This window comes from Soehngenia saccharolytica DSM 12858, assembly GCF_059568515.1.
This window is the reverse complement of sequence record NZ_JCANTN010000004.1, coordinates 62654-78055: the sequence shown is the minus strand read 5'-3', so window position 1 is coordinate 78055 and position 15402 is coordinate 62654. Positions and strand designations below refer to the sequence as shown.

General features: G+C 36.2%; 17 protein-coding genes and 1 tRNA gene. 1 reads left to right on the top strand and 17 read right to left on the bottom strand.

Annotated features, from left to right (window positions below):
• Positions 1–19: 19 nt before the first annotated feature.
• From BO51_RS02145 to BO51_RS02100, 10 genes are all read right to left on the bottom strand, one after another.
• On the bottom strand, positions 20–898 hold the full coding sequence (locus BO51_RS02145; RefSeq protein ID WP_496483514.1) for a PSP1 domain-containing protein: 879 nt from the start codon (positions 896–898) through the stop codon (positions 20–22).
• Positions 898–1881 (bottom strand): DNA polymerase III subunit delta', encoded by a 984-nt coding sequence (gene holB / locus BO51_RS02140; protein WP_496483512.1) that lies wholly within the window; start codon positions 1879–1881, stop codon positions 898–900. The genes BO51_RS02145 and holB overlap by 1 nt, the downstream gene beginning before the upstream one ends.
• A 10-nt stretch (positions 1882–1891) precedes the next feature.
• Positions 1892–2173: a cyclic-di-AMP receptor gene (locus tag BO51_RS02135; protein ID WP_496483510.1), complete on the bottom strand. Its 282-nt coding sequence runs from the start codon at positions 2171–2173 to the stop codon at positions 1892–1894.
• Between the two features lie 10 nt (positions 2174–2183).
• Positions 2184–2510, bottom strand: a complete 327-nt coding sequence (gene darA, locus BO51_RS02130; RefSeq protein ID WP_496483508.1) for a cyclic di-AMP receptor DarA — start codon at positions 2508–2510, stop codon at positions 2184–2186.
• Positions 2507–3142 carry a dTMP kinase gene (gene tmk / locus BO51_RS02125; protein ID WP_496483506.1) on the bottom strand — a complete coding sequence of 212 codons (636 nt, stop codon included), beginning with the start codon at positions 3140–3142 and terminating at the stop codon, positions 2507–2509. Before tmk ends, darA begins: the two co-directional genes overlap by 4 nt.
• Before the next feature lie 11 nt (positions 3143–3153).
• The gene (locus tag BO51_RS02120; RefSeq protein WP_496483504.1) at positions 3154–4566 is read right to left on the bottom strand and encodes an aminotransferase class I/II-fold pyridoxal phosphate-dependent enzyme; all 1413 of its coding nucleotides are present in this window, start codon (positions 4564–4566) and stop codon (positions 3154–3156) included.
• Positions 4567–4674: 108 nt separating this feature from the next.
• On the bottom strand, positions 4675–5649 hold the full coding sequence (amrS, locus tag BO51_RS02115) for an AmmeMemoRadiSam system radical SAM enzyme (RefSeq protein WP_496483502.1): 975 nt from the start codon (positions 5647–5649) through the stop codon (positions 4675–4677).
• A gap of 11 nt (positions 5650–5660) precedes the next feature.
• Positions 5661–7064: an AmmeMemoRadiSam system protein A gene (amrA, locus tag BO51_RS02110; RefSeq protein WP_496483501.1), complete on the bottom strand. Its 1404-nt coding sequence runs from the start codon at positions 7062–7064 to the stop codon at positions 5661–5663.
• A gap of 49 nt (positions 7065–7113) precedes the next feature.
• Positions 7114–7731: a 50S ribosomal protein L25 gene (locus tag BO51_RS02105; protein WP_496483500.1), complete on the bottom strand. Its 618-nt coding sequence runs from the start codon at positions 7729–7731 to the stop codon at positions 7114–7116.
• Between the two features lie 81 nt (positions 7732–7812).
• The gene (locus tag BO51_RS02100) at positions 7813–9033 is read right to left on the bottom strand and encodes a 6-phosphofructokinase (RefSeq protein ID WP_496483498.1); all 1221 of its coding nucleotides are present in this window, start codon (positions 9031–9033) and stop codon (positions 7813–7815) included.
• A gap of 85 nt (positions 9034–9118) precedes the next feature.
• Between BO51_RS02100 and BO51_RS02095 the strand changes: the two genes are divergently transcribed.
• Positions 9119–9194: transfer RNA gene (locus BO51_RS02095), tRNA-Val, on the top strand.
• 26 nt (positions 9195–9220) lie between these two features.
• Here the strand turns inward: BO51_RS02095 and BO51_RS02090 are convergent.
• Genes BO51_RS02090 through BO51_RS02060 form a run of 7 tightly spaced genes read right to left on the bottom strand, consistent with a single transcriptional unit; the run spans position 9221 to position 15390 of the window.
• The gene (locus BO51_RS02090; RefSeq protein ID WP_496483496.1) at positions 9221–9862 is read right to left on the bottom strand and encodes a V-type ATP synthase subunit D; all 642 of its coding nucleotides are present in this window, start codon (positions 9860–9862) and stop codon (positions 9221–9223) included.
• Positions 9863–11251: a V-type ATP synthase subunit B gene (locus BO51_RS02085; protein ID WP_496483494.1), complete on the bottom strand. Its 1389-nt coding sequence runs from the start codon at positions 11249–11251 to the stop codon at positions 9863–9865.
• A complete protein-coding gene (locus BO51_RS02080; RefSeq protein WP_496483493.1) occupies positions 11244–13007 on the bottom strand; it encodes a V-type ATP synthase subunit A in 1764 nt (587 codons plus the stop codon). Before BO51_RS02080 ends, BO51_RS02085 begins: the two co-directional genes overlap by 8 nt.
• A gap of 16 nt (positions 13008–13023) precedes the next feature.
• Complete coding sequence (locus BO51_RS02075) at positions 13024–13332, bottom strand: V-type ATP synthase subunit F (RefSeq protein WP_496483491.1); 309 nt, start codon at positions 13330–13332, stop codon at positions 13024–13026.
• Positions 13325–14323 carry a V-type ATP synthase subunit C gene (locus tag BO51_RS02070; RefSeq protein ID WP_496483489.1) on the bottom strand — a complete coding sequence of 333 codons (999 nt, stop codon included), beginning with the start codon at positions 14321–14323 and terminating at the stop codon, positions 13325–13327. Before BO51_RS02070 ends, BO51_RS02075 begins: the two co-directional genes overlap by 8 nt.
• Positions 14324–14327: 4 nt before the next feature.
• Positions 14328–14891, bottom strand: coding sequence for a V-type ATP synthase subunit E (locus BO51_RS02065; RefSeq protein ID WP_496483487.1), 564 nt, complete (start codon positions 14889–14891; stop codon positions 14328–14330).
• A 19-nt stretch (positions 14892–14910) separates the two neighbouring features.
• On the bottom strand, positions 14911–15390 hold the full coding sequence (locus BO51_RS02060) for a V-type ATP synthase subunit K (RefSeq protein ID WP_463261079.1): 480 nt from the start codon (positions 15388–15390) through the stop codon (positions 14911–14913).
• Positions 15391–15402: the final 12 nt, after the last annotated feature.

Genomic DNA, 15402 nt, shown 5'->3' with positions numbered 1-15402 from the left:
TAAAATTAAAAGCAAATAATTATTCTTCTAATAATTTAAATTCTTCTTCGATTTTTTCTTCTGCCTTTTTATAGCTTGGGTCAAATTTATCGGTTATTTGAATTTCTTTTAAGTCAAAGTACAATAGGTCTTCGGTGCCATCTTCCAATTTTACTTTTGCCTTTACTTTGCTCTGTATGGTTTGTCTATCCACAACGACTCCTTCGCCTAGTTCAGTTTCAATTATTTGACCTATTTCGGGCATGTACTTCAATATGTCTTTATAAGCTTCTTCTTCATACTTTAAGCAGCACATGAGTCTGCCGCAAAGACCTGATATTTTTGCAGGATTCAAAGATAAGCTCTGCTCTTTTGCCATATTTATTGAAACTGGTGTGAATTCCGACAAAAATCTAGAGCAACATACAGGTTGCCCACATGGCCCTAGCCCCCCTATCATCTTAGATTCATCTCTTACGCCAATTTGTCTTAGTTCGATTCTCATCCTAAAAATTGACGCTAAGTCCTTAACTAATTCTCTAAAATCAACTCTTCCGTCAGCTGTAAAGTAAAATATGACTTTATTCTCGTCAAATGTGTATTCGGCATCGATTAGCTTCATGTCTAGTCCATGCTCTTTTGCCTTTTCTTCACATATCTTTAAAGCTTCTTTAGCTTTTGCTCTATTTTCTCTGTATTTTTCAAAGTCTTCATCGGTGGCAATTCTAATCACTTTTTTAAGTGGTGCCACTATCTCGGACTCATCAACCAATTTTGGCCCAATCACAGCTAATCCGAACTCTATCCCTCTTGCTGTCTCTACTATGACAAAGTCATTCTGCTTTATATCTAAATCATCTGGATCGAAATAATAAATTTTTCCAGATTTTTTAAATCGCACTCCAACTACTCTTACCATCAATACTCCTCCTGTATGTTGAAAAATAAGGTCTCTATCAAGAGCTCTCTATTTACATTTAAATCGATGCTCTCTTTAGTAAAATATATTTTCTTTATTATATCATTTATTTTCTCAAATTCCAAAATAGAATGTTTTTTAATTAGATCAACCTTATCTTTGTTTATCAAAAATCTGTCATTTTGAGTAAATTTATAAAAGTAGACATCTCTAAGATATAGAAGCAGTATCAACAGCACATTTTCTGAAATCTCTTTTGTTTTGGCAAGCTTTTCACTCATTTCAAACACTTCATACTCCCTGCCAAAAATACAATAATCCACTAGTCTTATCACATCATCTCTTAGCTCAATGAACTCATCCGATTTGATAAGCTCAAAGGCTCTGCCGATAGAGCCTTGAGAGAAGTCTGATATAATCCTAGCTCTTTCCAGTGGAATATTCTCTTTTTTAATCAAAAATTCTACCATGTCATTGGCATTGATAGATTTGAAATGAATTTTCTCTGCTCGAGAAATTATTGTATTAAGGATCAGTTTAGGGTTGGAGCTTACAAGTATTATATTTATGTAACTTGGTGGTTCTTCTAAAGTCTTTAAGAGTGCATTTTGGCTTTCTTTATTCATCTTCTCGCAATCGTCGATTAAAATAACTTTTTTTGCTGACTCAAATGGGCTAAAAGAGATCTGCTTAATCAGATTATCTATTTCATTTTTTCTTATCATTCCGTTGCTAGGAGCTATCTCCAAATAATCAGGGTGGGAACCAGATTCAAATTTTCTGCACGAACTGCAAACGCCACAAGGTCCATCATCTTTTTTAGCTTTGCACAATATGTGTTTTGCAAAGACCTTTGCAGTTGCTTTTTTGCCTATTCCTTTTTCGCCTTCAAAGAGGTAGAAATGGCTTATATGGTCATTTTTAATAGCTCTTTGAAGGCTTTCTATCTCTGTTTTATGGCCTATAATATCATCGTAGTTCATTCTCTCACCACTAAAACTTTCTATAATCCTCAACAGGCACTATAAATAAATTTGCAGATACATTGACTTCTTTTTTATCCAGTTCCACATTTTTGTCAGATGAGTTCTTTCTGAATATCTCCTCTACAAGATTTATCTTGTCATCTTCTGAACCGATCAAAAGTGTGGTGTTTCCCGATTTTAGAAACCCGCCTGTAGAAGCCAATTTTGTGACTCTAAATTTGCTGTCAGTTAATTCTCTTATGACTTTATTCGCATGTTCGTCCTGTATTATAGCTATGATTAATTTCATGATTTTCCTCCTAGATTCGCAAGTATTTTTCTACATTTACTATGAATACAGTTGCTCCTCCTATTCTAACTTCCAATGGGTAAGGCATATAAGTGTCTCCCGGCATAGTCACTGTAAGAAGTGATGTGGTTATATCTCTCGTCTTGCAGTTGTCTTCTATGATCTTTAAAACTTCATCGACTTTATCATCTTCCACGCCACTTAAAAGAGTTGTATTGCCCGCCTTCAAAAACCCTCCTGTGGAAGCTAATTTTGTAACTCTAAAATCTTTATCCATCAATTCTTCTAATAGGCTAGGCGCATCTTGGTCTTGAACTATGGCTATTATAAGTTTCATTTTAATCCCTCCGTTTTCTCAAGAAGTGCATCTATGAGCTTTACTACCTCCTTATACACTTCTCTTATTGGTCTTCTAGCATCGACTATCTCAACATTTTCGGGATACATTTTGATTATCTCTTTATAACCTTCATAGACTCTCTCGTGGAATTTGTCTCCTAATAATTCCAACCTGTCTCCTCCGGCTTTTGTTTTTCTGAGGATAGTCAGAGTTGGATCACAATCGAAAAATATTATTAAATCAGGTTTTACTCCCCTAAGCCCAAATTCATTTATCATCTTTACTCTCTCTACTCCAAGTCCTCTTCCTACGCCTTGATAAGCTAGACTCGAAAATAAAAATCTATCGCATACTACGACTTTGCCTTCTTCTAAACTTGGGCATATCTTCTCATGAACATGTTGAGCACGAGATGCGGCAAATAAAAGCGCTTCTGTTTCCGCTCCCATTGCCTTGTTCTCATTGTCGACTATTATATCCCGTATTTTTTCACCAATTTGAGTTCCACCAGGTTCTCTGGTTATAATACAATCTATACCCAGTTTTTCAAAATACTCTCCAAGTAAGTTTGCAACAGTTGATTTTCCAGAGCCGTCTGGCCCTTCAAGTGTTATAAATAAGCCTTTCATTTAAACAGCTCCTATTCTACAACTACGATGCTATCCTTGTTTTCACCCATGAGCCCCACTACTTCGATTCCGTTTTCCATCAAGAAAGATAGGTGTTCAGATATCTCTTTGGTTATTTCTTCTCCAGGAACCATTAGAGGAATTCCAGGTGGATAAGGAATAACAGGCGCTGCCGCAATTCTACCCACAGCATCTTCCAACTTTATTTGTTGTTTTGAACTAAAGTATGCTTCAGAAGGTAATGTTCTCATCTTTGGAGTTGGCATTTTGATGCTGACTTTGTATATTTCTTCATATGGCTCATTCTTTGCTATATGTTCAATAGCTTCTACCGCTCTTTCAAAATCTTCTTCTGTATTCATGGCGCTAGTCAACATTAAAGCATAATAATAATCAGCCATCTCCAGTCTTATGTTATACTCTTCATACATTTTTTTCTTTAAATTAGATCCAGTCATTCCATCTATGCTTATGAGTATCTTGGTGTTGTCCTTGGCATATATTGTTTCGTCGTTTTCATCGCCTGTAAACACATTTACCCTGTCGATTTTCTTAAGCCTTTCGATGACCTCGTCAACTTTTCTTATCGTGTAATCAAGTTTTTCTCTGCCCTCACCATCCATATACGCAATAGCTATCTCATTTGACAATGTAAATAAATATGATGGGCTTGTAGTGGTAAAGAGTTGAAATCTATCTCTCAATTTATTCAAATCTATCCTGTCAGATCCAACATGAATTAAAGAAGTTTGCGTAAAGCTTGGCAAAGTCTTGTGGGTGCTTTGAATTACTATATCTGCTCCAGCTTCGAGTGCTGACATTGGCAATTTGTCTGAGAATGTGAGATGTGGCCCGTGAGCTTCATCAACCATCAGTATTCTGTTGTGCTTGTGAACTATTTCCGCAATGGTTTTTAGATCCGAACATACTCCATAGTAATTTGGATATGTCAAAACTACAGCCTTGATGTCTTTATCATTAGCCAAAGCCTCATCTATGTCTTCTGGATATACTCCCGTCAACACATTGTAATCTTCGTTGTAATTTGGATAAATATACACAGGATTCAATCTATTTATAATTAAAGCATTGTAAACTGCTTTATGACAATTTCTCTGAATTAAAACTTTATCTCCAGGTTTTGTGATTGTGGCAAGGCTTATGTGTATACTTCCAGTAGAGCCATTTACTGCGTATATAGTGGACTTTGCGCCAAATACTTTTGCAGCGTACTCTTGAGATTCTTTAATTATACCCCTTGGTTCAAGCAAGTTGTCCATTCCAAATGTTTCAGTTGTGTCGATGTAAGGAATGTATTTGCCCCACTCAATAAGCGAGTTTCTGCCCTTATGTCCTGGCATGTGGAAAGAAACGCTATTTTCTTCCATAAGTTTTGTTAATGCTTCCAATACAGGTGTTTTCATCTTGAATTGATCTACCTCCTAAAAATATAAATTTATAAACAATGTTTTAATTATAACTTATGTCTTACTAAAATTAAATAAAAATTTTACTATTTCTAAACTTTTTTATCAATATATGATAGGAAGCTTTTGTCCACAATGAATACACCTGTTTTTATCAATCCCAACTATCTCTATTTTTAAATTTCTGTCAATTAATTTTGCATGACAGTTAGGACAATAAGTGGAGTTGTCAAATCCAAACACATTCCCTATATATACATAGTTTAGATGTCTTTGTGCTATCTCTTTAGCTCTAATTAGCGTGTTTAAACTCGTTGCTGGTCTAGTCATTTTATGCTGTGGAAAATATCTCGAAAAATGCAAGACGATATTTTTATCTATATTTGAGAGAAAATATGAAAGCTTCTCAATTTCTTCTTCGCTTGCATTATAATCATCGATTAAAAGCGTTGTAACTTCTACATGAGCCTTGCTAGCGGCTAGTTTTATTGTCTCAAGAACCGGGTCTAGCTGTCCTTTGCATATTTTTTTGTAAAAATCATCAGTCATCGCCTTCAAGTCTATGTTCATAGCATCAATCAGCGGAAGTATGTTAATAAGCGGCTCATTATTTATATACCCATTTGTAACAAGGACATTTTTCTTTCCCCTGTTTTTCATCTCTTTAGCTAGATCTTCAACCATTTCGTAAAAAATGGTAGGTTCATTGTAGGTATATGCCATGCCTATTGAATCTGATTCTTCTTCTAATTGCACAATTCTTTCTACGTTTAATTCTATTGCCAAATCCGCTCCTTCAACTATCTCGTAATTTTGACAATAGTCGCATTTGAAATTACAGCTGAAACTTCCTATTGAAAAAATCTTCGTGCCGGGATAGAAATGAAACAGTGGCTTTTTTTCAATTGGATCAAGTGCAACAGAAGTTATTTTTTCATAATTCAAACTGTACAATACTCCATCTATGTTCTTTCTGACTTTACATACCCCGGTTGAGCCATTGCCTATTTTACAATTGTGTGGGCAAAGCGTACAAAGTACATGCTCCCCTTTATTTTCATAAAATTTGGCTTCTTTCATCCAAAACACCTCTATCCGTGTCTGATGACTTCAAATTTTGATATATCGTACTTCTCATGTTCGCCAATTCCAGCTTTGTTTAGAGCTATTCGTATCTGATCTCTAACAGTGTCAACTCCCTCGATATCTGGAAGCAACAGCCCTCTCCTAAATCCGCTTTCAACAATTATTCCATATTTTTTAGGATCAAGCTCGCTTAACGACTTTACTTTTTGAGCTGGCATTAGCACATCCACTGAATAAGACAAAAATGGAAGTTCCTCTTCTGTGACAGGTGGAAATCTTGGATCTTTTGTTCCCGCTTCTACCGCAAAATATATTATTTCTTCAGCAAGATTGTTTTTTATTGGCGATGTTGAGCCGATACAACCTCTAAGTTCTCCGAATTTTTTTATCGACACAAAAACTGGCATTCTCAAAGACAACATTTCACTGTCTACATATTCAGGAATATCCATATATTTGCCATTATTAATGTAATACTCTAAACTCTCTCTGGCTAATCTCTGATATTTATCCTCATTGGATCTCTTCATCTTCATTTTTTCATCTATTTTTTCTTTTATTTCACCGACATGATCTTTAGGATTTTCTGCTGATATCTCAAATATTGCAGTCATGTACCCAACTCCAAAAGGACCTTCATATGACAATATTCGAGGAATAAAGTCATGCTGGCTCAATGCACCAGAAAGGATCATAAAGGATCTCAGCCCACATTCTCCAGCCTCTTTTGCTAAATCCAAGTCAAAGCTCAACACGCCAGTCAAGTCTTTGTTTTTAAAAAGAGAAATGATTTTTTTATCGAATTCTTCTCCTTTCGGACTATAGCTATATGGTCCGCTGTCTGACAGTCTATGTGATAAATCTCCACTAGCTATGATAGAAATATTTCGTTTCCCTTTCGCTGCTTTGTCTATTATCTTGCCAAATTTATACAATTCTATCGGAGATAAAAGCCCATATGTTATGTGCACCAATTTAAAATCTGTGTATTTTTGAGTTACAAAGTGCAATGGCACCAATACTCCGTGATCAAGAGTATCCTCCAACCCATACATCTCATACATCTCTTTATTCATCAGAGCAGTCTGAATTCTCTCTTTCTTCGCCATATCGTAGATGTCTTTTACTATTTCTAAATCATTCTTAAAGTGATATCTGAGTTCACTATGTCCAAAATTTCCAAAATCTCCATAAAGTTCTTCCCCTATGGACATTGCTATGGCATCTGAAAACAATGGCCCGTGGGGAGTTATTACAATTATGGTTTCAGGCTTTTTATTCTCAATGTCTTCAGCTATTTCCCTTAAACCATTTATCGTATTTATGCATTTTTTCTCCTCGCCATTACCAATCTTATCGATTATTATAGGTGGATGAGGAGATATATATGCACTGACCAAGCCTTTCATTTTATCACCTCCTGAAAAAATTAAGGCAGACCTTAAGGTCTGCCTCAAATTATTCTTCATCTTTAACTAGCTCAGGTTCAGACACTTCGGTCTCTTCTTCCTCTTCTTTATAGTCCACTGGTCTATTGAGTACGCATATTGTCATATCATGGTCTGTGATCACCCTGATGTTTTGATTTTTCATTATCTCTAAATCCTTTACTTTAATCGGCTCATTAAAGTCTAAATCTTCGACATTGATTTCTATCGCTTCAGGTATATCGCCTGGCAAGCACTCAATTTCAATGTTTTCTATCATCTGCATCAATACTGATGGCTGCTTTTTGATTTTATCTCTATTGTGAAGAATTATAGGGACTTCAACTTTGACTTTTTCTTTCATATCCAGTCTTTGAAAATCAACATGAATAATGTTTGCTTTAATTGGGTCTTTTTGAATAGACTTTATAATAACAGGCATAGTTTCATTGCCAACACTTAAATCAATTAGATTTGAAGTACCTGCTTCTCTAAATACCTTCATGAATTCTATGCTGTCGATCTTTACAGGAATAGGTTCTCTATTTCTCTCATATATGATGGCTGGAATTTCATTTTCCCTTCTGATTTTCTTAGCTTTGTTTTTGCCTATCTCTTCTCTTATTTCAGCATTTAATCTGTAACTCATATCTACTACCCCCTATAAACATTTTTGTACATATAATTACTACCCTATTTACAAAAATGCAAACTATTTAATGAGTTATTCTCATCTTATGTTTAATTTTATATATTTGGGCAATCCATTCTCATATTTAATCTGAGGTTGGCCCTGAATTAATGGAGTTAAATATTCTATCAATTCTTCCTTTACGAAATTGTCAGTGATCCATTCTCTTGGAATTTCTTTTACTCTATTAGCTACTAATGAAGGGTCTATTTCAACTATTTCTGTTTCAAATGGTGTTTTAGATTTTACTTTTATCCCTGCCATAAAACCAGATTTCCCATCTAATACCATTTCATACGCCCTTAGCCCACATTGATGAGATACCTCAATATCCGTTAAACTCGCACAGTGCATTGCTGCCCTTTGGGCCGTTCCCAATTCAAGCACCTTTATCCTATTTGTTATATTTGCTTCTTCAATTATGCCTTTTAAGTAACCTCCTACTCCGCCTAATTGAGCATGTGCAAATTTATCATGCACTTCAACAGTCTTTGATTTGAATACATAATCTCCATTAGCGTCTTTTAAACCTTCTGAAGCAACAATGTATACCTGTTTTTTTTCTTCATAGCATTTCCTCACATCAGTTAAGAATTTCTCCTTGTCAAATGGATTTTCAGGCAGGTATATAAAATCCACTACTGGCTTTCCATCTAATTTGGCCAATATACTTGAACTTGCAAGCCAACCAGCATCTCTGCCCATAGTTTCAACAATATAAACTCCATTGTCTTTGTATACGCTTGCATCTAAATAGGTTTCCAAAACAGTAGTGGAAATATATTTAGCAGCTGACCCAAAACCTGGGGTAAAATCTGTTTCCATTAAATCATTATCAATAGTTTTAGGAATTCCGACAATTTTTTTGTCTATGCCTTTGTTTTTTACATATAAGCTCAATTTATGGACAGTGTCCATTGAGTCGTTCCCACCAATGTAGAAGAATGTGTCTATGTCGTATTTTTCTAGAGTATCTAAAATCATCTTGTATTCGCTTTCATCTTCATTAAAGTCCTTCATCTTGTGCCTACATGAACCTAAAGCGCTCGCTGGAGTCAATTTGAGCAAATCTATTTCATCTTTTGTAAGATGAGAAAGGTCAATTAATTTACCTTCCATTACGCCTTGTATGCCATTTTTCGCCCCATAAACCACCTCAAAATAATTGTATTTCATATTTGCATCTAATATTCCACTTACACTAGCATTTATAACAGCGGTTGGACCACCGGATTGAGCAACTAAACAGTTTTTTCCCATAAAAAGCCTCCTAAAATAATTTTAAATATTTATACCCACAAATTTATTGAAATACGCAGGTCTTTATGCTATCATAATAGTACTTGGGTGGTTAGTTCAGCTGGCAGAGCGCCACGTTGACATCGTGGAGGTCGTTGGTTCGAGTCCAATACCACCCACCAAAAGTTAAAGCACCTTTTTAGGTGCTTTAACTTTCTTTATTTATGATATCTTTAACTTTCATAAGTCTTACTATTGTACTTCTTTCATTTTCATCTAATTTCATTCTAATGAATCTGATTGTTTCTTCAAGTTCAGGAATCGTCCTATATTCAAGGGCATTTACTCTTCTTCTTGTTTTTTCTATCTCATCTGCCATAAGCTGGCATGCTTTTTCAACTTCAGCTAGTTCCAACAATTTAGGCATTATTCCATACAATTTAGAGATAGCTTCATCAAGCTCTGGAGAAGTTTGAGCGAATCCATACGGATAAATGCTTCCCTCGTCATTTTCTAAGCTCCTGATGAAATTCATCACAGGAACTCTAACGCTCATTACATTTTTCTTTTTTATATCTACAGAAATGCTCTCTTTTGGAAAAGCAACTGCTTCTTCTAGGATTTCAGGACTCATCACTGCACTCGCCAATAAGAAAGCTTCGAAAGCTTCTTTCAATTCTTTTTCGACTTCTTCTCTAAGCCTTTTATTTTCTTTTATGAGTTCAATAAATCTCCTCATGAGTTCGTCTTGTTTGTCTTTTAAGAGCTTATGGCCTCTAGTAGCTGTTTTTAATCTATCTTTAAGCCTAGTTAGCTCCATTCGGGTAGGGTTAACTTCTAGTACGGCCATCTACTCATCCCCTTTTTCTTCAACAGGCAAGTACTTGTCTAAGTATTCCTGTCTTATCCTCTTTAGCTCCGATCTTGGAATTAATTTCAACAGCTCCCAACCTAAATCCAATGTTTCTTCAATGGATCTATTGTTGTGATAGCCTTGATTTACATATTTTTCATCAAAAGCTTCAGCGAATTTTGCAAATGCTTTGTCTGCATCCGATAAAGCTGACTCGCCGAGTATAGTCGCCAACTCTCTAGCCTCAATACCAGAAGTATACGCCGCATAAATTTGGTTCATCGTGTCTGCATGGTCTTCTCTGGTCTTCCCTTTCCCAATTCCCTTGTCTTTTAGTCTTGAAAGTGAAGGCACTATATTTATAGGCGGCTCAATACCCCTTTTGTAAAGTTGTCTTGAAAGAATTATCTGCCCTTCGGTGATATACCCTGTAAGGTCGGGTATAGGGTGTGTGATGTCGTCTTCTGGCATTGTCAATATAGGGATCTGTGTAATAGAACCCTTTCTTCCTCTAATTCTTCCCGCTCTTTCGTAAATTGTCGAAAGGTCTGTATAAAGGTAACCAGGATATCCTCTTCTTCCAGGCACTTCTTTTCTTGCAGCGGATGTCTCTCTTAAAGCCTCGGCATAATTTGTCATATCTGTCAATATAACAAGTACATGCATGTCTTTTTCATATGCTAGATACTCAGCGCATGTAAGTGCCATTCTTGGTGTCGCAATTCTCTCAATAACTGGGTCATTCGCTAAATTCATAAACAAAACCGCCCTGTCGATAGAGCCTGTTGAAGTGAAGTCGTCGATGAAAAACTGAGCTTCTTCAAAAGTTATCCCCATTGCAGCAAACACAACGGCGAATTTTTCATCGGTTCCTAATACTTTCGCTTGTCGCGCAATCTGTGCGGCTACTTCCCCGTGAGGAAGTCCAGAACCAGAGAATATAGGAAGTTTTTGTCCTCTTACAAGTGTGTTAAGCCCATCTATACATGAAATACCCGTCTGAATAAACTCCTCTGGGTAATCCCTTGCAACAGGGTTTATCGGCGAGCCATTTATGTCAAGTCTTTTTTCCGGAATTATCTTGGGTCCGTTGTCTTTAGGCCTACCAAGTCCATCAAATATTCTCCCGATCATGTCTTCAGAAACACCAAGTTCAAGAGGCCTTCCTAAAAATCTTACTTTGGTTGAATTCAAATTGATTCCAGCAGAGCCTTCAAACAACTGAACCATAGCTTTGTCGCCATTTAATTCAAGTACTCTGCCTCTTCTTTTTTCTCCATTCTTTAGTTCAATGTCAACTAGTTCATCGAACTTGACACCTTCTACCCCTTCCACAATCATCAATGGGCCTACTACTTCTCTTACTGTATTGTATTCTTTACGCATCTAGAAGGCCTCCTTCCTCAATGAGTTTTGCAATTTCTGTTTCAAGTTCTCTTTCAATAGCTTCTAATTCATTTAATTTATCTTCTTCGATGTATTTTGCCCTTGCTATTTTCTCTCTTACAGCCATGTTTTCAATGTCCTTTAGATATACTCCTTTTTTCAAAGCATCTAAACTCAAGTCATAGAATTTCAAAATCAATTTTAGCATCATGTTTTGCTTTTCCAATGAGCAATAAGTGTCGACATCATGGAATGCATTTTGCTGTAAATAATCTTCTCTAATAGATTTTGATGCTTCGAGTTTAAGTTGATCCTCATCTGATAGAGAATCCCTACCTACAAGCCTTACTATTTCTTGCAATGAAGCTTCTTCTTGTAGAAGTGTCATTGCTTTAACTCTATTTTTTGCAAACTCCTTGTCTACATTTTCATTCATCCACTTGTCAATGCTCGATTGATAAAGCGTGTATGAGTTCAGCCAATTTATAGCTGGGAAGTGTCTTTTATATGAAAGCGAGTGATCTAGTCCCCAGAATACTTTAACTATCCTAAGAGTTGCCTGAGAAACCGGTTCGGATATATCTCCTCCTGGAGGCGATACAGCACCGATTACAGTGATAGCTCCTTCTCTATCGTCACTACCTTTGCATATTACTTTGCCAGCTCTTTCGTAAAACTCTGCAGCTCTTGAAGCAAGATATGCAGGATACCCTTCATCACCAGGCATTTCTTCAAGCCTTCCAGACATCTCCCTTAAAGCCTCAGCCCATCTTGATGTAGAGTCAGCCATCAATGCGACAGAATAGCCCATGTCTCTAAAATACTCGGCAATCGTAATACCAGTGTAAATTGAAGCCTCTCTAGCTGCAACTGGCATGTTCGATGTGTTTGCAATCAGAACAGTTCTCTTCATAAGAGATTCTCCTGTGGCAGGGTCTATGATTTCAGGAAATTCCATTAGAACATCCGTCATCTCATTTCCTCTTTCTCCACAGCCTACGTATACGACTATCTCTGTATCAGCCCATTTTGCTAATTGGTGTTGTACGACAGTCTTGCCTGATCCAAATGGCCCCGGGATAGCTGCTGTCCCACCTTTTGCAACAGGGAAGAACGTGTCTATTACTCTTTGCCCCGTAACCAGCGGAACTGTTGGATTTAATTTTCTCTTAAAGCTTCTAGCTTTTCTTACTGGCCACTTTTGCATCATAGTAAGCTCTATTTCATCGTTTAATACAGAAACTACTTCTGTAACTGTGAAATCGCCTTCTTCAATCTTTGTCACTACACCTTCTATGTTAGGAGGTACCATTATTTTGTGTAAGATCAAAGGTGTTTCTTGAACAGTCCCAATTATATCTCCTTCTGATACCTTATCTCCTACTTTTACAGTTGGTGTGAAATGCCATTTTTTATTTCTATCGAGATTTTCTACTTTTGTGCCTTTTACTAAAAAATCACCTGAAGCATCTCTGAACGCTTCAAGCGGTCTTTGAATGCCGTCAAACATGGTCTCCAACAGCCCAGGCCCTAATTCTACCGACAAAGGTTCCCCTGTCGTATACACTGGATCCCCAGGCCCTATTCCCGTTGTTTCCTCATAAACTTGAATCGAAGCTCTATCGCCTCTCATTTCAATTATTTCACCGATCAATCTATTTTCAGAAACTTCAACTACATCGTAAACATTAGCTTCGTCCATTCCCTCTGCAACAACAAGAGGTCCGGATACTTTTATGATCTTTCCTACTTTCAAGTTAAGCCCTCTCTTTCTATAAAATATTTGAGCCTACGGCCTTTTCAACATTTTCATTTATTCTATCCATACCAATGTTAAGTGTGCCTTGATTGCTTGGTATAAGGATTACCGCAGGTACTATCTCTTTGTCATATCTAGATACAGTATCTGGAATAAGACTTGCAATCTGTTCTGTGATAAATATAATCCCGTATTTATCTCTAGCAGCACTGTCTAAAGCTCTTCTAGCACTGTCCCTATCCGAAACTGTAAATACATCGACTCCAAGGGCTTTAAAAGCCAATACTGAATCTTTATCCCCTATTACTCCTATCTTATACATATAGCTCACGCAGCCTTTCTCTAATTGCCTGAGGTGATATATTGTTTAGTTTTGATACCATTATGATTCGCAAAACTTTTATTTCCATTTCTTTAGCGACGAGATAAGCAAAAATTGGTTCTGGGCCAAAGACTACAGATTTAGATTCTTTTATTAAGTCAATCAAATGGTTGTCCATGCTCTTTTCAAATGCTGAAATCCTGCCTGAAGAGTTGTATGCTTCCAATCCATTTTTTAGCCATTTGCTGATTCTAGAATTTTTAAATTTCATGACCATAGCGTCTGGAGATTCAATATATATTATGGCTATCTCTTCAGGGTCTATATTTCCATTTTCAATTAAGACATCGCTTAAAAATTGAATGTCCTTGCCTAGCTTTCTTAACCTCAATGCAGTCAATATGTTTATGAAGTCTATGTTGTCTTTTACATAGTTAACAATCATCTCAACTTCTGTTTCTGCCGCTAGATTGTAGAGATCCTGAAAATAAAACTTGTCGAGAATGATATCTATTCTCTGTGGGTCTTTATTTTCTTCATAATCTTTTATAACTGTATTGATAGCTTCCCTGAATTTTTCAGGTATGTTTTTATAATCCGAGCTCAAGAAAAAAGCTTTGATTTTCTCAAAATCCACAGTGCCAATTGGCATATATAATTTTGAAAGGTCTGCATTCATGAAGTATTCTTTTAGCATCACTTTTAAATTATGGTAATCGTATTTTAGCTTTGCTAGATTTACAATTCTGTCATCCGGCGACAATTCCTGCATTTCTTTAAATCTTTTGTTGAGCTCATAAGAAAGTGTTTTTTCAGTGTCATTATCATTTATCTTTGATATCGCATCGGCATACTCAGTGTCTTGTAAGATTCTTATGACCTCATCCATGTCTTTTGCGTCTACTAATTTATCTATTGTCACAGAGTCCAACAGTCTTTTTTCCATGACCCTTATTCGTGTCACGCTCTGCGTGAAATTCATGCGATCCATTGCATCACTCCTCTCTTTTAAAGAGGATAGAGGCCATTTCTGTTTCAAGTTCCTCTCTTATTCCATTTATCATTGAATCAAAAGTAAAATTGTAATAAACATTATCTTCTTTAATTATAAATCCACCATCTAGCGTATTATCTATTTCAACACTTATGTCTTTATTAAGTTTAGACGCTAAGTTCTTTTTGCCTTCAGGCAGCATGATTGTTACATTTGAGCCTTCCTTAGTCTCTTTAATTGCTTCAGTTAATAATTTCTCATAACGGTCATCGTCTAAATTTTTAAGCTCTAGTTTAGCCATTTCAAAAACTCTATCTAAAATATCTTGTTTTGCTTTTAATTCTTCATCTCTAGATTTTAATTTGGCTGCTGAAATAGCTCTTTCTTTAATCAGCACTGCTTCTTGTTTGCTTTTATCCAATACCTTATTGGCTTCATTCTGTGCTAAAGATACCTTACTTTCGATAATATTTTTGCTCTTTTCATCCGCTTCTTTTTTTATCTCTTCAGCTTCCTTTTTAGCATCTTCTATTATTCTTTGGGTAAGGTTTTCTAAGTTTGACATATCTTCACATCCTTACTGTTTAGAAACTTACTGAATTTACAAGTATAAGTGAAATTACAAATGCTAAAAGTGCGTATGTCTCAACCATTACTGAGTAAATAATACCCTTTGTGCTGTGCTCCTCGTTTTTAGCAAGAATGGAAATCCCTGCAGCTGCAGTCTTACCTTGAGCTATAGCCGATTGCCATCCAACAAATCCTACTGGCAAACATGAAGCAAATAGATACATTCCTTCAACTAAAGACATATCTGCATTCAATCTTCCTAAAACCAACAATCCAATTACAAAACCATACAAACCTTGTGTACCTGGCAATAATTGAAGAATCAAAGATCTACCAAATTTCTCAGGTTCTTCTATGATTAACCCCGATGCTGCTTGTCCAACAATTGATATACCCTTTGCAGAACCTATCCCTGAAAAAAGTACAGCAAAAGCTATTCCTAAACCTGCGAAAAATACTCCACCATTTGATACAATAAACTCTGTAAATGTCATAATAATTTCCTC